Annotated in this window: 16 protein-coding genes; 2 read left to right on the top strand and 14 right to left on the bottom strand. The window is 62.4% G+C overall.

Translation table 11 applies throughout. The features are described from left to right. The first annotated feature begins 37 nt into the window (after positions 1–37). The gene (locus AXG89_RS38025; RefSeq protein WP_075360278.1) at positions 38–1,168 is read left to right on the top strand and encodes a porin; all 1,131 of its coding nucleotides are present in this window, start codon (positions 38–40) and stop codon (positions 1,166–1,168) included. Between the two features lie 70 nt (positions 1,169–1,238). Here the strand turns inward: AXG89_RS38025 and AXG89_RS38020 are convergent, their stop codons facing one another. From AXG89_RS38020 to AXG89_RS37975, 10 genes are all read right to left on the bottom strand, one after another. After that, positions 1,239–2,432, bottom strand: a complete 1,194-nt coding sequence (locus AXG89_RS38020; protein WP_083638126.1) for an NAD(P)/FAD-dependent oxidoreductase — start codon at positions 2,430–2,432, stop codon at positions 1,239–1,241. After that, complete coding sequence (locus AXG89_RS38015) at positions 2,429–4,153, bottom strand: FAD-dependent oxidoreductase (RefSeq protein WP_083638125.1); 1,725 nt, start codon at positions 4,151–4,153, stop codon at positions 2,429–2,431. Before AXG89_RS38015 ends, AXG89_RS38020 begins: the two co-directional genes overlap by 4 nt. A 13-nt stretch (positions 4,154–4,166) precedes the next feature. After that, positions 4,167–4,892 carry an SDR family NAD(P)-dependent oxidoreductase gene (locus AXG89_RS38010; RefSeq protein ID WP_075360277.1) on the bottom strand — a complete coding sequence of 242 codons (726 nt, stop codon included), beginning with the start codon at positions 4,890–4,892 and terminating at the stop codon, positions 4,167–4,169. Then, entirely contained in the window at positions 4,892–5,674 is a 783-nt protein-coding gene (locus AXG89_RS38005; protein ID WP_075360381.1) for an SDR family oxidoreductase, read from the bottom strand. Before AXG89_RS38005 ends, AXG89_RS38010 begins: the two co-directional genes overlap by 1 nt. A 55-nt stretch (positions 5,675–5,729) precedes the next feature. Further along, positions 5,730–7,148, bottom strand: coding sequence for a diaminopimelate decarboxylase family protein (locus AXG89_RS38000; RefSeq protein ID WP_075360276.1), 1,419 nt, complete (start codon positions 7,146–7,148; stop codon positions 5,730–5,732). Between the two features lie 40 nt (positions 7,149–7,188). Continuing rightward, on the bottom strand, positions 7,189–8,094 hold the full coding sequence (locus AXG89_RS37995) for a dihydrodipicolinate synthase family protein (protein ID WP_075360275.1): 906 nt from the start codon (positions 8,092–8,094) through the stop codon (positions 7,189–7,191). A gap of 31 nt (positions 8,095–8,125) precedes the next feature. After that, positions 8,126–9,253 carry an ABC transporter ATP-binding protein gene (locus tag AXG89_RS37990; protein WP_075360274.1) on the bottom strand — a complete coding sequence of 376 codons (1,128 nt, stop codon included), beginning with the start codon at positions 9,251–9,253 and terminating at the stop codon, positions 8,126–8,128. Positions 9,254–9,308: 55 nt separating this feature from the next. After that, positions 9,309–10,139: a carbohydrate ABC transporter permease gene (locus AXG89_RS37985; RefSeq protein WP_119024802.1), complete on the bottom strand. Its 831-nt coding sequence runs from the start codon at positions 10,137–10,139 to the stop codon at positions 9,309–9,311. Further along, positions 10,126–11,052 (bottom strand): carbohydrate ABC transporter permease, encoded by a 927-nt coding sequence (locus AXG89_RS37980; protein WP_083638123.1) that lies wholly within the window; start codon positions 11,050–11,052, stop codon positions 10,126–10,128. The genes AXG89_RS37985 and AXG89_RS37980 overlap by 14 nt, the downstream gene beginning before the upstream one ends. A 110-nt stretch (positions 11,053–11,162) precedes the next feature. Continuing rightward, the gene (locus AXG89_RS37975; RefSeq protein ID WP_075360271.1) at positions 11,163–12,530 is read right to left on the bottom strand and encodes an ABC transporter substrate-binding protein; all 1,368 of its coding nucleotides are present in this window, start codon (positions 12,528–12,530) and stop codon (positions 11,163–11,165) included. A 286-nt stretch (positions 12,531–12,816) separates the two neighbouring features. Between AXG89_RS37975 and AXG89_RS37970 the strand changes: the two genes are divergently transcribed. Beyond that, on the top strand, positions 12,817–13,851 hold the full coding sequence (locus AXG89_RS37970; RefSeq protein ID WP_083638135.1) for a GlxA family transcriptional regulator: 1,035 nt from the start codon (positions 12,817–12,819) through the stop codon (positions 13,849–13,851). Here AXG89_RS37970 and AXG89_RS37965 read toward each other — a convergent pair. The 4 genes from AXG89_RS37965 to AXG89_RS37950 form a co-directional block, all read right to left on the bottom strand. Next, positions 13,848–15,044 (bottom strand): NAD(P)/FAD-dependent oxidoreductase, encoded by a 1,197-nt coding sequence (locus AXG89_RS37965; protein ID WP_075360270.1) that lies wholly within the window; start codon positions 15,042–15,044, stop codon positions 13,848–13,850. The two genes, AXG89_RS37970 and AXG89_RS37965, sit on opposite strands and share 4 nt — an antisense overlap. A gap of 45 nt (positions 15,045–15,089) precedes the next feature. Next, positions 15,090–16,736, bottom strand: a complete 1,647-nt coding sequence (locus AXG89_RS37960) for an FAD-dependent oxidoreductase (protein WP_075360269.1) — start codon at positions 16,734–16,736, stop codon at positions 15,090–15,092. Positions 16,737–16,805: 69 nt separating this feature from the next. Further along, the gene (locus AXG89_RS37955; protein ID WP_075360268.1) at positions 16,806–18,176 is read right to left on the bottom strand and encodes an MmgE/PrpD family protein; all 1,371 of its coding nucleotides are present in this window, start codon (positions 18,174–18,176) and stop codon (positions 16,806–16,808) included. A gap of 26 nt (positions 18,177–18,202) precedes the next feature. Then, a complete protein-coding gene (locus AXG89_RS37950) occupies positions 18,203–19,261 on the bottom strand; it encodes a flavin reductase family protein (protein WP_075360379.1) in 1,059 nt (352 codons plus the stop codon). Between the last annotated feature and the right edge of the window lie 4 nt (positions 19,262–19,265).

The raw sequence follows: 19,265 nt of genomic DNA, 5'->3' as shown, positions 1-19,265 counted from the left end.
AATTTTCAGCATCATCAATTCAGGGGAGTTGAGTGGCATGAGAACTATCAGGCGAATCGCGGCGCTCGTTGGCGTCGCGGCAACGGGTTTGGCACACGCGCAAAGCAGCGTCACAATGTATGGCGTGATCGACGTAGGTCCCACTTACGTCAGCAACGAGGGCGGCGCGCACAACATCAAGATGGACGACTCGATTGCCTCGGGAAATCGCTGGGGCATCAAGGGAACGGAAGATCTTGGCGGCGGCCTGAAGGCCATCTTCGACCTTGAAAACGGTTTCGACGCATTGAATGGACAGTTCCGCCAGGGTGGCCGGGAATTCGGACGTCAGGCATGGGTAGGATTGCAGAACAACTACGCGTCCATCACGATGGGCCGACAGTACGACCTGGTCTACGACTACACGGCGAACTATGCAATGAGCGCATGGGCGAGCGGGTACGCCACGCACCAGGGTGATCTGGACCGGATGGGCTGGGAACGTCTGGACAATGTGGTCAAGATCAAGAGCGCTGATTTTCATGGTCTGCAAGGCGGTGCGATGTATTCGTTCGGCAACGTTGCGGGCAGCCTGCACGACCAGAGTGCATGGTCGGCTGGCGGCCAATACAACCACGGCCAGTTTTCAGCCGGTGCGGTTTATCTCCGCATGAACAATCCGAATGGCTCGAACGCCATTGACCCGTACGGTTCCATGGGCGTATCCAGTTTCCTCGGCCAGACCACCGCCACGCGCGATCCGGCAACCGGCAAGGTAACCGACCTGTTCTCCGCCACACCGCTGGAGATCGACAGCCAGAGCGTGCTTACCCTGGGCGCGAGTTATGTCCTGTCGACCGTGACTTACGGGATTGCGTATTCCGATGTCTGGTTCAAGGGCTTTGGCCGGACATCGGCATTGCGCACGTATGACGTAGGCGCTTCGTGGCAGGTCACACCATCGTTCAATGCGGCAGCCGGCTACTTCTATTCCACCTTCGAAGGTCACCACTACAACGAAGGCAGTCTCGGTATCGACTATGCGTTTTCGAAGCGGACCGACGTCTATCTGCAGGGCTCCTACCTGCGGGCGTCGTCGGGCGTGGACGCGGTGCAGGGTTTCCTGTTCACGCCGTCGACCACCAGCACGCAGACAAGCGTGCGGATTGGATTGCGCCACCGGTTTTGACGTAACGAACGAGGCCGCGCGGCTCAGGCCGTCGCGCGGCGCAATACACAGCCACCGATGAGAAAACGGTTTATTCGCCGCCGATGACAGCGCGCAATGTTTCCGGACGCAGGCGCATGGGTGAATACGGCGTCATGTCCACGCCCGGATCGCGACCGGTGATCAGATCCGCGACCATGCGCGCTGTCAGTGGCCCGAGCGTGTAACCCGCGTCCCCCGGGATGGCGGCATGCAGGCCCGGTATGCCGGGCATCTCGCCCAGCACGCCGCGTCCATCGACTTTCGAATTGATGCCGGCCCAGGTCCGGATGATCTGCAGCGATACAAGCGCCGGCACCATGAACTGGGCAAGCGACACATTGCCGATCATGCTGGCCGGATCGACGACCGGAAAATCCGCGCCGTCAGCAAGCTTTGCGGGCCAGCCGCCGCCAATCACGATCTGCCCCGTCGACAATTGCTTCAGCGTGATCGATCGTTCCGCGTGCTGCACGAGATGCATGATCAACGGCGGTGCCGCTTCGGTGATGTTCATATGCAGCGGCTCGGCTTCCACAGGGAGGAAACTGCCCACGCTGTCCATCAACGCGCGAGCACCCGGGCCAGCCGCAACCGCCACTTGTCTTGCTGTGAGCATGCCCAGCAGCGTGGTCAACGTGAAGCCCGGGTCGTCGGCGTGCAGCCGTTCGACCTTGCACCGGTCGACGATCGTCACGCCCATCTGCACGGCCCACGCCCTCACCTGAGCGTTGCATTTGAGCGGATTGAGCTTGCCTTCATCGGCGCATAATTCGGCTCCGAAGGCGCTCGCGCCGAGATACGGCGCAATCCGTCCAAGCTCGTTACGGTCGAGCAACTCCACCGATAAGCCCAGCTCCCGCTCCCGCCTGCTCTTCGAGACCAGAAAGTCGAACTGCTCGGGCGTCTCGGCAATCATCAGGCCGCCCGACACCTTCATCTCGAAGTCGGCGCCTATCGCGCGTTCGAACTCGCGCCAGAACGCTACGGCTTTGGGATAGAGCGGCAACTGCTGTTCGAAGCTCGCCACCCGCTCCGGAAAAAGACGCATGAAGCGGCTTTGCATCTGGACATGAAGGCTGCCGGCGTTAGCCGTTGATGCGGCTGAACCGCCTGCATCGATCAGGACGACATCCCGGCCGGCTTGCGCCAGGAAACCCGCAAGGCACAGTCCGACAATGCCCGCGCCGATCACTGCCACATCGACTTGACGACGCGGCAAAGCACCTGCATTGGACACGTTCATGATTCGCCGCCATGCCCCGCGAGTTCGGCTATGGATACCGGCTTGACCGGTACGCGCGGCGCGAAGCCCGACATCTCGTCGCGTTCGCGGCCGAAGCGCGCACACACGATGTCATCGAGGACTGGCGCACAGTATCGGCCCTGGCAGCGTCCCATGCCGATCCGCGTACGGCGCTTGATCGCGCCGACGGTGCTGAGGCCCTCGTCGAGCGCGGCATCGAGCTGCCCGAACGTGACTTCCTCGCAGCGGCAGATTATCGTGTCGCCGCAGCGTTCTTTGGGCGCCGTCAGCGCGCTCGCATAGACGGTCCAGAGCGCTTGCTGGAAGCGTCTCTGCCTGGCAAGTTCAACGATCGCGCGATCCCGCTCGGCTGTGAGTGAAGCGTCGAGCACCTGTCCCTGCGATGCCGCCACCGCCGCGCCCACGATCGTCCCTTCCGCGAGCGCCGCTTTCGCGCCGCCGAGTCCGGTGCAATCGCCGAGCGCGTACACACCGGCGATGCTCGTCAGGCCCAGATCGTCACGGCGTGTGATGAGCTGGCGGAGGGGTTTATCGAAGTCGTGTGCGCAGCCTAGCGCCCGCAGCAGTTCGTTAGCCGGCTCGAAGCCATAGCCGAGACAGACGGCATCGACCTCGATCTTTTGCGCGGGTGTTGCTTCCGGCATGCCCGAGACGCGCGCCAGCGTGACGGACAAGCCGCCCGCTGTCTTCTCGATCGATTCGATCACGGTCTCGTTGATGATGCGCACGCCGTGACGCTTCACCGTGCGCTGATAGCCAAGTCCTTCGACCACGAGCGCGGGTGCGGCGAGCGCCATGGTGGCGATTGATCCAATGCTCGCGAGTCCGGGTGCGCGCGCCGCTTCGACGACAGCGGCTACTGTCGCGCCGCCGCTGACAAGTTCGGCCGCGAGCTGCAGGTTGAGCGGACCGTTACCGGCGATCAACACGCGCTTGCCCGGCAATCGCCGCGATGTACGCCACAGGGTCTGGGCAGCGCCGGTAGTCATGACGCCGGGCAGCGTCCAGCCCGGCACTTGCCAGCCGCGCTCATACGCGCCCGTTGCAACAACGCTTGCGTGCGGCCGGAACCGGATCGAGCGGCCGCGCACGGTCGCGATGAATTCGTTCGGTTCGAATGCGCCCCATACCAGCGCATCGCGGATGATCTCGACGCCCGCCTTGCTCGCAGCATCGATCAAGGCTGCGCCGCGCTGGTGTTGTGCATCGGGCGGCGCAATCCCATCGGACGATGCCGATACACCCAGTTGCTTGTAGTACTGGCCGCCGGGCTGGCTGCGTTCATCGAGCACGGTCACGCGCACGCCGGCGCGCTGCGCCATGAGCGCTGCCGACAACCCGCCCGGTCCCGCGCCGATCACGAGCAATTCGGGCTCGCGCACTTCCGGCTCACGCGCTTCGATGTACCCGCCCGGGCTTGCCGGCACCGGCAGCGCCCGTGCATGCACGCCGCGCCGCACGGTAATCGGCTTGACGATCTTGGTCATGCACGCACGCCGGTTCGCCACGCCATCCACTTCGACAAGACAGTCCTGGCAAACGCCCATGCCGCAAAACACACCGCGCGGCTGACCCGAAGCCGTCGTACGGAAATCCTGGATGCCATGCGCGACAAGTGTCGCCGCCAGCGTTTCGCCGGGCCGCGCCTGCAGCGTCTCGCCGTCGAACTGAATTGCAATGGTTTGGGTCATGTCGGTCATACGTAATACCGGCTCAAAGCGAAGACTCGAGCCGGGTGTTCAGGACGAGTTCCGCCACGGTTGCATTGTTGGGAAGCGTCAGCAGAAAGGCAATCGTATCAGCGACAGTTTCCGGGCGCAGCCGGTCCGCCACGGGACTCGCGCTCGCAAACCGCGCAATCAGTTCTGTATCCACTGCGCCGGGACACAAGGCGGTGGCACGCACGCCGCTCTCCCAGCCGTCGAAACGCGCTGCGTGCGTAAGCGCCATGACTGCGTGCTTGGTCATGGCATAACCCACCGAATCCGTCGGCCGATACCGCTTGCCGTCCGTCGATGCCACGTTGATCACACGGCCTTTTCCGCTTACCTTGAGCGCGGGCATGGCGGCGCGGATGGTGCGGAACGGACCCTTGACGTTGACTTCCCACATGATGTCGAGCGCGGTGTCGTCGCCACGATCCAGCGTGATTTCGAGCAGGATGCCTGCGTTGTTGATCAGCGCGTCGAGGCGCCCGAAGCGCGCGAGTGTGGCGTCGACCCACGCGACCGGGGACAGCGGATCGAATGCGTCATAGCGTTCGATCAATACCCTTTCCTTGTCCGCTGCAAGCGCTGGCGCGACGCCTGCCGGATCGCGCACGCCGAGCGACAACGTGTAGCCGTCATCGTAGAGACGTTGTGCGATGGCGGCGCCAATACCTCGTGACGCGCCCGACAACATCACCACGCCGCGCACAGGTTCCGAATGCTTCGACATCAGAACAGCCCCTGGTAGACGCCACCATCGTTGACGATATTCTGCGCAGTCATGAAGCCATTCTGCGCGCTGCACAAGAACGCAATCAGATCGCCGCACTCGGACGGATCGGCAAAGCGTCCAGCCGGGCAATGCTTCAGCCGATCCGCGACAATCGCCTCATAGGTCGTGTTGCCGCGTGCCGCGTGGCCGTGCAGGTTCGTGGTGAGCGCATCGGTTTCGAACAACCCCGGGCACACGCTGTTGATCACCACGTTGTGCGGAATCAGTTCGCGCGACATGGCGGCGATCGCGCCCGCAAGCGCAAGGCGCGCCGCGTGACTGGGTCCGAAGCCGACCTGCGGGAACTTGATGAAGCTCACTGACATGTTCACGATCCGGCCGAAGCCACGCTCGCTCATGCCCGGCACGACCGCGCGGATCAGTTCCAGCGACGAATAAAAATGCGCTTCCATCCAGCCCTCCCAGCCTTCGCGCGTGATCTTGCGGAAGTCGTCGGGCACCTGCCGGATGCCGGGATTCGCCACCAGGATGTCCACGATGCCCGCTTGCGCCAGGACCGCAGCGCGTCCCTCGGACGTGCCGAGATCAGCGCTGACGGTCGCGACCTTGACGCCGGTTTCTGCCACGAGTTCACCCGCGGCGGTATCGAGTGTTTCCTGCGATCGTGCAACCAAAGTCAGGTCCACGCCCTCTCTCGCGAGCGAACGCGCCGCCGCCAGTCCCAAGCCCTTGCTACCGCCGCATACGACCGCGCGGCGTCCTCTGATGCCTAAATCCATGTTGTCTCCGTGCGCCGGCGCTGTCAGGCGCGGGCGTGTTGCAAGTCGATTTTTCTCAGACGTTTTTCGCAAACGATGCCGCAAGCAAACGCGGCGGCACCTTGAAGCGTCCGGCAACGTCGCGCCATTGCTCGCGCACCGTCGTGACCTCGGCGGTATCGCCCGCGACCAGCACCGTCGCGGGCAACAGTTGCGCGTTATAGCGCGCGGCGCCGGATTCGGTGTAGCCGCCGGCATCGAGGAAAGCGACGAAATCACCGCGTGCGAGCGCGGGCATGGTGCGATCGGCGCCGACTTCATCGGAGTTGCAAAGCGGACCGACCAGATCGACGTGCTCCGTTGCCGGGCGCGCGGTGTCCTTCACGGCGACCGCGTGGTAGTACCAGTCGAGCGCCGATGCCCAGGAAAGATGGTTTGTCGAAAGATCCAGGTTCACCCATTTTTTCGTGGCGCCCTGCTTGATCGCGCCGACTCTTCCAACTGCAACGCCGGACGGCCCCGAAATTGCGCGGCCCGGTTCAATGCGCAGTTTGGGCAGCGGCAGGTTCAGGCGTTCCGCTTCTTCGCGGATCGCAGCGCCGCACATACGGCCGTAGATCTCCGGCGTGGGTGCGGCGTTGTCGTCGATCTGCGAGCGCGGCCCCGTGCCGTACCACTTGCCGAAGGTCCAGCCGCCGCCAATGTCGATGCACGGCGGCGTCCAGCCGGTTTCATCGCGCAAGAAGCCGGACCATGTGATCATCTCGCGCGCCATGATCGCGAAATTTTCGGGATCGTTCGACATGCGGCTCAGGTGGAAATGCGTTTCCTTCAACTCGATATCAGGCATCTGCTGCGCCCGCTTGACGATCTCGACGGTCTGCTCGCGCGTCATGCCCCACTTGGTCGAGTCGCTCTGTTCCTTGAGCGTGCCGGGACCGTGCATGGCAACACCCGTGCGTCCCGCGAGCGGCAACAGGTCGAGCTTGAGCCGGATGCCGATAGCCGCCCTCTTGCCAAGCCGCTTCGAGATTGCATCGATGCGATCCAGTTCATCCATTGCATCGATATTCACGCAGATGCCATTCGAGATCGCCATCTCGAGTTCTTCTTCCTGCTTGTTCGAGCCGTTGAGTACGAGCTTTTGCGGATCGGTTCCGGCTAGCAGCGCGATATACATCTCGTTCACGCCAAAGCAGTCACCGCCCGCGCCTTCCTGGTTCAGGATGTGGCGGATCGCGAGTCCGTTGTTCGACTTGTTGGCGAAGAGAATCTCGACCTGCGGATAATGCGCGAGAAAACCATCGCGAAACGCGCGATATCGGTCACGCAGTTCGTTTTCCGAAATGATGTAGAGCGGTGCGCCGTGCGTCTCGGCGAGGGTTTGCACGTCGCAGCCGTCGACCCAGAGATTGCCGTTGGCGCCAATACCGATGTACTTGCCGTACTGCACGGAAAACCCGCAGGGATTTGCGTCGGGCTGATGTCCTGTCATTGCTTTCTCCTTCCTGGATTTTTATTTCGGCGAGTTTGGGTCAGAGCAAGCCTTCGGCTCGCAACCCCGCCGCCAGCGAATCGCGCTGGCTGGAATTCAGCGCGCGCAGCGGCGCCCGTGGTTTTCCGCCGCCTGGAATGCCGAGCAGATCCATGGCGGCTTTCGTCGACGGATACAGCGTGCGGCCGTCGGCTGTAAAAAGATCGGTCAGGCGGCGCCCTGTTGCCTGCAGGCGCGCGGCGAGCAGCGTGTCGCCGCTGCGGGCGGCCTCGAAAAGCTTCTGGCCGCCTTCATCCCAGACATTCGGAAAGCAGTCGATCACGCCGTCGGCGCCGAGCTGGACGGCCGGAACGCCGAACACCGACGACGGTCCGCAAAACACCCGCAGCGTTTCGTGCACCGCGAGGAACGTGCTGTAGAAATTGTTCCAGTCACCCGAGCTTTCCTTTACTGCCACAACGCGCTCGAGCTTGCCCAGCCGCGCGACCAGTTTGGGCGTCAGGTAATTCACTGCGTTGCCGGGGATGTTGTAGAGCATCACCGGCAAGCCGGCGTGCGCAGTGACGTCGGCGTAGTGCGCGTGGATCTCGTCATCGGTGAGCTTGACGAAATACGGCGGCAGGATCAGCGCGCCATCGCATCCCGCTTTCTCCGCCTGCCGGGTCAGCGCGATCGTGTCTTCCACCCCGATCATGCCGGTCCCTGCAATCAACGTCCCGCGCGTGCCCATGACTTCTTTCGACGCTACAAACAAGCGTGCGCGTTCGTCGGTGTTCATCGCCCAGAATTCGCCGGTGCAGCCGCCGACGACCACGCCGGTCGCGCCGAGCTTCAGATGCCGTTCGATGACATCGCCGAGCTCGCGTTCGTCGAGCTTGCCGTTGTCGTCGAAGGGCGTGGTGATTGCCGGCATGGCGCCGGACCAGTTGACGCTTTCTCTGTTCATGCTTTTGACCCGTGTTTGATGATGTGAATGTTCAGGCTGCGTCGCGCGTGCGCTTGATCGACGTGACGTTGGTGTCGTCGCGGTTCAGCCGCTGGCCGTTCTGGCGCGAAAAAACGTGCAGGCGTGCGAGCGTGACTTCGAACGGCACGCTCTGGCCAGCGCGGAGCTCGGCTGCGAGCGGTACGTCGCTGGCAATGCGCGTACAGAGCGATGCACCACCGCAATCCATCAGCACGATGGACTCGTGGCCTGTCGGCTCGACCACTTTGATGCGAGCGCTGAGTGTCCCGCGGCCCAACACGATGTCTTCGGGCCGGATGCCGGCGGAAACCGCGCCGGACGCGTCCGCGCGCAGCGCGGAATGCGGCAGGCGCAATGCCACGCCGCCTGCTTGCAGCGAGAAGCCTGTATCGTCGCGCTGCAGGTCGCCATCGATCAGGGACATCGCAGGCGTGCCGATGAACCCGGCCACGAACTGGTTCGCCGGCCGGTAGTAGATTTCATCGGGCGTGCCGAATTGTTGCAACACGCCGCCACTCATCACGGCGATCCGCGTGGACATGGTCATTGCTTCGAGCTGGTCGTGCGTCACGTACACCGTCGTCGTACCCATGCGCTGATGCAGCTCGATCAGCTCGGCCCGCATATGCGCGCGCAACTTGGCGTCGAGATTCGACAGCGGTTCGTCCAGCAGGAACACCTTCGGTTTGCGGATCAGCGCACGGCCAAGCGCGACGCGCTGCTGCTGGCCGCCCGAAAGCTGCTTCGGCTTTCTCGCGAGCAACGGTTCGAGTTGCAGCAACTGCGCAATGTTGTTCAGCATTGCAGGCCACTCCTGCTTCGGAACACCACGCTTTTTCAGCGGATACACAATGTTCTCCGCAACCGTCAGATGCGGATACAGCGCGTAGGACTGGAACACCATCGCAATATCGCGCTTCGCCGGCGGCAACTCGTGCACTTCGATGCCGCCAATATGGATCGCGCCGCTCGTCGGCTGCTCCAGGCCCGCAAGCATGCGCAGCGTCGTTGTCTTGCCACAACCGGAAGGTCCGAGCAGGCACACGAATTCACCGTCGCGGATATCGAGATCGAGTGAGGGAATCGACACCGTATCGCCAAATACCTTGCGTACATTCTTGAAACTTACTGCTGCCATTGAGGTGCTCCGGAGTGCATAGTCAGTGTGTCGTCGGTGCTCATCCCGCGGGCGTTCAACCCTTCACACCGCCAGCGCCAAAACCGCTAGTGAGATAACGCTGAAGGAAAGCGAAGAAGAACAGCAACGGCACGCTCATCATCACGGAAGCCGCCATCAACAGCGACCACTCGATGTTGAACGACGACACGAGCATGTTCATCACGCCGGTGGTAAGCGGACGGGTCTCGTCGGTGTTGACCATGACGAGCGCGTACAGGTACTCGTTCCACGCCAGAATGAACGTGAACAGCGCGGTCGAGATGATTCCGGGCAGCGCTTGCGGCAGGATCACATCGACGAACGCACCCAGCCGGCTCGCGCCGTCCACCAGCGCGGCAGCTTCGAGGTCGTCCGGAATGCCGGCCATGAACGAGCGCAAAAGCCACATTGCGTAGGGCAAGGCAAACGTGGTGTACGAGATCACCAGACTGGTCAGTGTGTTCTGCAAGCCCAGCTTCACCGTCATCAGGTAAAGCGGAATGATCAACACCACAGACGGCATCAGGTAGGTGCAAAGAACCGCGGTGGCGATCGCCTCGCGGCCGCGATAGGCGAAGCGCGCAAGGCTATAACCGCCGATGGTGGCGACCGCCATGACAACGACGGTAGTCGCCGCCGACAGCACGATCGAATTCCAGAAGTAGCTGATGAACGGCGTGTCCTCCAGCAGCCGCCGATAATGCTCGAACGTCACGTGCTCGGGCAGAAGCCTGATCGGATAGACGAACAGTTCGCTCTGCGGCTTGATGGATGTCAGCACCATCCAGATCAGCGGGAACACCATCAGGATCACGATCACCCAGGTGACGAGCGACGCGGGAATGTTGGTTTTATCGGCCCGCATCGTGGCTCCTTGTGCGTTGTGCGCGATAAAGGTAGGCCGCCATCAACACGCCCATGACCACCATCATTCCAACCGCGGAAGCGGAAGCCGCGCCCATCTGGTTCAGACCAAACGCCTGCTGATAGACGAGCAGCGGCACGGATCGTGTCTGATTGACCGGGCCTCCGCCGGTCATCAGGTAAAGCAGGTCGAACTCCTTGAAGTCCCAGATGATCCGCAACAGGATCACGACGCCGAGCACTTCACGCAACTGCGGCAGCGTGACGTCGAAAAAACGGCCGAACGGACCGGCGCCGTCCATGCGCGCGGCTTCATAGAGCGCGAGCGGAATGGTCTGCAGTCGCGCCAGCACCGCGATCACAACGAACGGAAAGTACTTCCAGGTGCCGACCAGAACAATGCTGATCATGGCGTTGGGCATTTCGCCGAGCCAGTTGACCGGACTGCTGATCACATGGAGTTCGAGCAGGACCTGATTGAGTACGCCATAGAGATCGTTGAAGAGCCAGCGCCAGACCAGCACGGCGACCACGGTCGACACAAAATAAGGGAACAGCACGAGGCTGCGCGCTGCCGAGCGCATGGCGATCTTCTCGTTGAGGAGCAGCGCCATGCCGACGCCGCACAGGATCTGCAGGACGAGCGTGGACGTGGTCCAGACGATCGTTACCCATAACGAAAACCAGAACGTCGATGAACCGAGCATGTCCCGATAATTCGCCAGGCCCACAAAGCTCGACGCCTGCGTGGGCGTGTACACCGAGTTCAGGGAAAGCCACAGTGCATAAAGAAGCGGATACACAATGGTTGCGATCAACAGCAACACTGCCGGCGCGATCAGCAACATGCCGAGCCTGCTGTACGTCGATTCGAGAGAGCGGATGCCCATGCGGGGCAATGAAACAGTGGCCATGCGTTTTCCAATGCGTGCCCGTGCGAATGCGATCCGGGCAATGACGGACGAAAGATGGTTGGCGCAACGCGTGACGCATCGAGCGCCATGCGTTTGCGCGGCCGGCCGTGTCAGGCTTTCATCAGCGTTTCGAGCTTCTTTGCGGTCGCACCGACTACGGACTTCGGCGCTTCGTTGTTGAGCACGACGCGCTGGACCAGTTCAGCCAGGACATTGCTCGCGACGATCTCGTTGGCCCTTCGGTTCGGCTTGTGTGCCGGCGACTCGTAGCCAAGGTTGTGACCGGACGCGGCGGCAGCCGACATCAGTTCGACTTCCTTCGGATACTTCTTGATGATCGGATTGCTGTTATAGCGAGGATCGGCCGCAATGGTCTTCAATACCGGCAGCAGATGCGCGGGCGCGCCCAGCAACTCGGAAATATAGCCCGCAGGATCGAAAAGATATTCCGCGAACATTTTGGATGCCGAAATGTTCTTGGCCTTCTTAGGAATGAAGACGCACGGAAAGTCGTTATAGGTCCATGCCGGTACCGACTTGGAAATCGTGGGATACGTGGCGCAAGTCACCGAATCGGCAATGCCGGGATTCTGCGCGGCAATGTTGTCCAGCACGCGCCCGCCATAAATGCCCGTCGCGGTCGATCCGGAGACAAACGCGGTCAGGCTTTCTCCCCAGCTATAACCGGTCGCGCCGGGCGGGCAGAACTCGCGCATCGACTTGTAGAAATCGAGTGCGTTGAGCGTTGCCTGACTGTCGATTGCAACCTGCAGATCCGGCGTGAATACCTGCCCGCCTGCACGATGGATGAAGCCGAGCAGTATCAACGAAGTCATGCTGTTCAGGCCGTATGGCAGCGGCGCACCATAAATCCGGCCGCCCTGCATCTTCTTGCATGCGGCGCGAAGTTCGTCCCACGTCTCGGGCACCTTGTCCACGCCAGACTTTTGCATCAGGTCACGACGAATCCATAGAACGTCGGCGGCCGTATTTGCAAGGCCCGTGGCGCACAGCTTTCCGTCCGCGGTCCTGAACACATCGTTTGCATTCGGATAGTACTTGTCGATACCAACGGCTGCGACGACGTCATCGACCGGTTCGACCAGCCCGTCTGCGTAATAGGTTTGCGCGGCATAGGACGGGAGGTGAGTGATGATGTCAGGCACCTGGTTTGCGGCAAACGCTGCCGCAAGCTGCGCCGGATAACCCTCGTCCGACGTCGCCTCGAACACGACCTTGACGCCCGGGTGCGCCGCCATGAAACCGGCGATCTGCGCTTTGTAGGCCTTCAACTGGTCGGGCGCGGCCTGGGTCGACCACCAGCGCAGCGTAATGGGATCCGCTGCGAATGCGCCGCGGCCGAATGCGAGGCCCCCGATGCCCGCGGTCATGCCCGCCGACGCCGCCAGCTTGAGCAAACGGCGGCGCTTTGCCGAAAGAGTTGGTGCCTTCACCTGCCGATCCCCATCGAACGTCATTCAGCTTCGCTCCCAATATAAATGTGCGCCTGTCGCACCGATGTGCGTATTTATACATGAGCAATAAGTGACATACAACGGATTTTTAGCCGATATTTGAGAGCCGAGCCTCCCGTACGACCCAATAATTTTACTTGTGTTCGCCTGTCGCACATTAATGTGCAGCGTCCGCCACGTCAATGTGAAGCCGTCAGACCGGTCGCGCACCGCAAACTTCGACTATGATCGTGCGACACATCCGGCTGGCATCGCAGGCCGGTCAGGCCATCTTGCAACGCCAGGTGCAATGAACAAACAGCCTTTTCACACGCATTCAGACGCAATCATTGACAAGCCCGCTTCGCAGGACGCCCGCCCTGAAACAGCCGAAGCAGAAAGCGCCTTTGTGTTTTTGCTGGTGGACGGTCTTTCGATGATGAGTCTCTCCTCAGCGATAGAACCGCTACGCTCGGCCAACAGGCTGGTGAACACGGCGCTCTATGGCTGGACGCTCGCAAGTCTCGACGGCAATCCCGTGTATGCGTCGAACGGAATCGAATTGCAGGCCCGAAAGCTCGACGACGTCATGACCACGGCTCAATACATTTTCGTTTGCGGTGGCCTGCGTCTCGACCCGGCACTCGAGCCGGCATATCTGCGCGCGCTGCGCCGCGCGGCTCGCACGGGCGCGGTGATCGGATCTTTATCGACAGGAAGTTATCTGCTTGCGCGCGCCGGTCTGCTCGAGGGCTACCAGTGCACGATCCATTGGGAAAACCTCTCTGCCTTCACCGAAGAGTTTCGCGGCTTGATGTGCTCGGGAAAGATCTACGAGATCGACCGCGACCGCATGACGTGCTCGGGTGGCATCGCCGCAATGGACATGATGTTGCAGTTGATATCGGAGCAACACGGTCCTGAGCTTGCGGTCCGGGTGGCGAACCAGTTTCACCACGAACGCATCCGCGACAGCGACGACGAACAACGCGGCTGGCGCGACCAGAACCACGAGAGCCTGCCCCGCGGCATCCGGCGCGCTATCGAACTGATGCGTGCGCACGTGGACGAGCCACTGCCCATATCGCGTATCGGCACCGACATAGCCATGACCTCACGCCAACTCGAGCGGCTGTTCCTGCGCCATCTGAACGCAACGCCCGCGCGCTACTACGTGACATTGCGGCTCGAACGGGCGCACGACCTGCTGGTTTATTCGAATGTCCCGGTCGCGGATATCGCCCTTGCTACGGGGTTTGCGTCGGCTTCGCATCTGGCGCGCTGGGTGAGGCGTGTCTATGACGCGAGTCCGACGGATCTGCGCAGCGCCTTGCCGCGTTCCTAGGCGGCAGCGGCGGGTAATGGCATCCACCCCTGCATGCTGCGCCAGTCGGGCTCGAGTTGCGCGAAACGCGACAGCGCGAACCCGGATATGTCTGCGAACGAGCAGGCGCCATCCACAACGAGGTCGCGAATTGCGTGGCCGCTCGCCGGCGACAAACCGAAACCAACGCTCGACAACGTCGCGACGGTCAGGTTTTCCATCGGACCTGGCCGGTCGACTACGGGCCGCCCATCCGGCGTATTTTCGATAAACCCCGCCCAGCTACGAATGACCCGGGCGTGTGCAACCTTCGGGAAAAGCCCAGCCACACGCGCTGCGATACTGGCCTGCAAAGGGGTCGAGTGCGGGCGCTCGCCTTCTGCGCTTTTATAGGTATCGGCGAGATCGACCCATTCGTGCGGGCCGCCGCCATAAGCCAGATTGCCGCGCAGCGTCTGCCGTCCATAGAGGCCGTTGCCATCCACGCCGCCTATGGCCATGAGCGGCAGCGGCTCGGTCACGATCATCTCGGCACGTGCGCTCGCAAGCGGCACGTCCACGCCGAGCATTGCGGCAAGCTCACCCGTGCGTGGTCCCGCTGCGATCACGACATGATCGCAGGCCAGGTGTCCCCGCGACGTTTGCACGCCGACCACGCGTGCGCCGCGCCGCTCGAACCCCGTGACCTCCGTGTGCTGCATCAGCCGGCCACCGCAATCCTGCATCGCCCAGGCGTAAGCCTGCAACGTGCGATGCGGATTTGCATGGCCGCCGAAGTGATAGAAGTAGCCGGCATGGACGTTATCGCCCGCGAAAGGCACGAGTTCGCGGACTTGTTTCGCATCGAGAATATCCGAGCGCAATCCGTGATGCGCGCCGTTATCGAGCGCGCGTCGGTATAACGTGAACTGCTGTTCATCCAGCGCGATCCGAATCCGGTTCGGCCTGAATTCAGTAGGATATCCAAGCAATTCATCCATCATCGGCCAGAGACGTTGTTCTTCGAGGAACAACGGGCTGTGATGGTGGGAACAGCCGCCGCCATTCCGCCCGGATGCGCCCCAGCCGATCAATCCTGCATCGAGCACGAGCACGTCGACGCCTTCGCGGGCGAGCCACCATCCGGCGCTCAAGCCCGTGACGCCGCCGCCAATGATGACCACCGACGCCCCTTTGGCGTCCTGCGTGACGCTGCCCTGTGTACTGTGTTCCATCGTGGTCCCCGTCCTGGTGCTGCGTATGTCGATGCGTCTCCACCCCTACTCGCTCGCAACCACCCCGCCCGTCTCGCGGCCGGCGGCGGTATAAAGCGGAGTCGCGCGCCAGAACGGCACCCATTGCGATGCAATGCCGAACCAACTGTCCCAATGTTCACCAAGCGCAGGGACTTCTCCCAGGGCAGCAAGCTGATTGAGCGGCAACGGGCGCACGGGCGACCGGAAGGTGGCGAGCGGCATGCCGGCAAGCGGGGTCGCCGAACCGATCGAAAGTAAGGTCGCAACCTGCTCGCGGCAACGGCGGCCCTGGCACGGCCCCATGCATGCGCGTGTGAGGCGCTTGACGATATCGGGACTTGGCGGACCTTCGAGCACGAGAGAAGCCAGGGTGCGGGCAGTCGCCGGATCGGCCTGACGGCTCCAGTCGAGATAGCGCGGCGGACGAACGGTCAGGATTTCGACGGCCGTGACCTCCTCGCATTGGCAGACGAAGGGTTCGCCTTTCGCTTCGATGACCGACGCGCGGACCCAAGCTTCACGGGATCGGGCAGGGTCGTTCACGCATGTGTCGGGCACTACGCTAGTTTCCAATTGCGCCGGAGACTCATCAACGCCTAACGCGCGGAGTGCGGCAACGGCGGCGATGCGCCCCTCGTGACGGGCGGTATCGGCGGAAAGATGTTTCGTATCCCAGACGCCCGCGCAATCGCCCGCCGCCAAAATGAAGGGCAGCGATGTACGTTGTGACCCATCGACCACGGCAACATTGCCGCCGCGATCCGCGTTGAATGCGGTTCTGCAACCTGCCGCTTCCAGCAATTCGATTGCCGGAATGGCCGCGATGCCGAGCAGCACCGTGTCGCACTCAACCGACTGTTGTGCACCGGGCAGATGCCGGTGGTCTGCATCGATTGCGCAAAGCGTCACCGATGTCACACCATAAGCATCTCCCAGCGCCTCATGGATCACATGCTGCGTGAACACTTGCGCACCGCGTTCAGCGAGTCGCGCTAGCAACGCAGCGTCGCCAGGAACAGACGTAGCCTGCTCAACAATAGCCGCGATCCGCACGCCTGCATCCAACAGCGCGTTGGCAATCTGAAGCGCATGCGTGTCGCTGCCGAGCAGCACCGCGACCCGCGCATCCAGTGCCCCGTAAGTCGAACTGAGCCGGTAGGCCGCGCTCGCGCCCATCACGCCGGGCCGCTGCCAGCCGTCGAAGGCGAGGCCCATGTCGCGACGCCCCGCCGCCACGATCACCTGCCCGAAACGCATGAGATAGGCGCTGTCGCTATCGGCGAGTCCGGCAACACGGCCTTCAATCCACGCCGCAGTTGGACGTTGCGGGAAGAGTCCCCAGACTGCCGTGCCGAGACGGACATCGACACCCGCTTCCAGCAGTTCGCCAAGTTCGGGACTGGCTTCCAGCATTGCTTCGAGCATCGCGTTGCGGTTGCTCAGCGCCGCGCCCATACGTCCGCCGAAATGCAGCGGCACCTCTTCGCCCATGGTCTCGAGCGGGACGGGATTTTCATCGACGAGCGTCACGCGCATGCCGCGGCCGGCCGCTTGCATGGCAGCGGCAAGTCCCGCCGGCCCCGCCCCGATGATGAGCAGGTCGGTTTCATGCTGGATCGGCGGCGCTTTGCCCGCAACCGATGCCGGATCGAACTGAATGTGCTGGCCCACGAGCGTCCTTTGTTCCAATGTTCGCAATGGTGTCCGATGATTATCGGGCGGCGCGCTGCCCGTCCCCGGTCACAAAACCGACGTCATCGCATCATCGTGCGACGATTGCGCGGACGGCGCAGTCAGCACCCGTTCCTTCAGCGAGTGCATTGCGCTCGCGGATTCGTGCAGCGAGAGGACATCGTCTTCGATTTGCTGCGCGAGCCGATCGCCGAAGCGCGCCGATGTCAGCGATCGGAATTTGGACAGCAGCGCGTCCTGCGGCATCGGATTGTCCGGACCACCCATGGCCGTGATCGGACCCGAGTCCAGTCGCGCGCCATCACGTGTCGTGACCACCACGCGAGCCCAGCGCTCGGCGGGGAACGCAGCGCTGAACTCCGCGCGCTCGACCGTTCGCAGGCGGGGCAAGAGGTCGCGAAGACGCGCGTCCGAAAGACCTTCGGACTGGATCGTGCGGGCATCGACACGACCATCTGCGAGCGCCGCCGCGACGGGAAACAGCACACCGTATTGCGCTTCCTCGGTATTCGCGGGAAAGGTCGAACACAGCCGCGTCGCTTCGTGGAAGGTTTCGATGGTCACGCTCTCGATCATCTCGGGCGACAGGTCATGTCCGGCGCGCAATCGCAGCGCGGCGGCAATCGACGGATGCGCCCATCGGCAGACGGGGTAAGGTTTGACGTACTGCTCCAGAATCATCCAGCGCTCGCCGAGGTCTTCCCACAACGCCGGTTCATGCGCTTCAACTGTCAAAGCTGGCGCGCCAGTGAAACCGCGCTGTGCAAAAAGCGCCGCGCTGACTCCGGCCATGCTGCCCCAGCCGGAGCCGTCTTTGAGCATGGTCGGAAAGTCTATGCAACGCATCATTTCGCTGCGCGGACCGTGATATTCAGCGATCCCCAGCGCATGGCGCGTCGTGATCTCGTCGAGTTTCAGCGATCGTGCGCACAGCGCCGCTGCGGCCAGTGCGTTCCATGCGCCTGAAGTGTGATATTCGCTGCTCGATGCATGCAGCGCGATACCCGCGCGTGTGCCGATTTCATAACCGAGCACGACATTGACGATCGCCTCACGGCCATCCATCGACGGATCGCGTTCCGCCATCGCGAGCAATGCGGGCAGCACGGCCACGCCGACGTGACCCTTGGTCAGCACATGGCCATCGTGACCGTCGAAGCTGTCGATGGTCATGCCTCCCGCCAGCGCCGCACCGAGAGGACTGGCGAGACGCCCGTCGAAGAGCATGCGTACTGCATTACGGCCCGCGCCAAAAAAATCGAACGCGTGGTCGCATGCAATCCCGGCGAGGCTCGTGCCGCTGCCTGCCGCTGCCACGCCCAGCAAATCGAGCATGAGGCTTTGCGCGCGTTCCACTACCTCGCGCGGCAGGTCATCGAAACAAAGCTCATGGATAAAACGTCCCGCGTGTTGTTGCATGACAGGGTTCCCCGGTTCAACTGCAATCAGAATTCCAGCGTGACATCCGACATGGCGCGGCTGGAACACGCGAGCACAAATCCCTGCGCTTCTTCCGCTCCCGATAAACCGCCCTGATGCCGCATCTCGATCACGCCCGATACACGGCGCAGCTTGCATGTGCCGCACATACCGCTCGCGCAGCCGCACGGAATCACGACGTTCTGACGCGACGCCGCCATCAGGATCGTTTCGTTTGCATGCGTCCGGAAGGTCTTGTCACCGAGTTTTATGTGATGTGTGACGCTGTTGTCCATTGCGTCCGGCGCTTCGGACGGGAACGGATCAACAGGCGCGAAATGTTCGACATGAAAGCCCGCATGGCGCGCGCCGTCGGCGGCATGGATGCGCCTGACCTCGTCCATGAAGCTCGCCGGACCGCAGCAATACACTTCGCGCAGATTGAAGTCGGGCACAACTGCAGAAATGAGCCGTCGTGAAACACGCCCGCGCAGGCCGAACCAGCCGGCCGCAGGAGCGCTCAGCGCGACGCTGACCTGCAGGTTCGGCATGCTGGCCTGCAGTGCCGCGAGTTCGCGCGCAAAGAGGATATCTTCCGTACCGCGCGCCGCGTGAAACCATGCCACGTCGGCGTGCGGACAACGCAGCGCAAGCGTGCGCAACATCGACATCAGGGGCGAGGCGCCCGAGCCCGCCGAGACCAGCGCAAGCGGCTTCACACGTTGTGCGTCGAATTCAAGCCGGAACTGCCCGAGCGGATAACGCGCGTCGAGTGTCATGCCCGGGCGCAATGTGTCGTGCAGCCAGCGCGTGGCGCGGCCATCGTCCGGCGCCTTGATCGTGAGTTCGAGCATGCCGCTTCCCAATGGCGACGATGCAATCGAGAACGTGCGCTGCAACCGTTCTCCGGCTATGTCGAGTGTGAGCATCATCGATTGGCCGGGCATGAACGGCATTGCGCCGCTTGCATCGAGATCACGCAGCACGATGGTTTTCACAGTTCGCGTTTCGATACGAATCTCGACGCATTCGAGCGTCCGGTCAGCCGGGCCTTCCACGAATGACGCCGATGCAATGCCCTGCATTGTC

This window comes from Burkholderia sp. PAMC 26561 (genome assembly GCF_001557535.2).
In the GTDB taxonomy this organism is placed as follows: Bacteria; Pseudomonadota; Gammaproteobacteria; order Burkholderiales; family Burkholderiaceae; genus Caballeronia.
The sequence above is the reverse complement of the archived record's forward strand: the minus strand, read 5'-3'. Positions and strand labels throughout refer to the sequence as shown.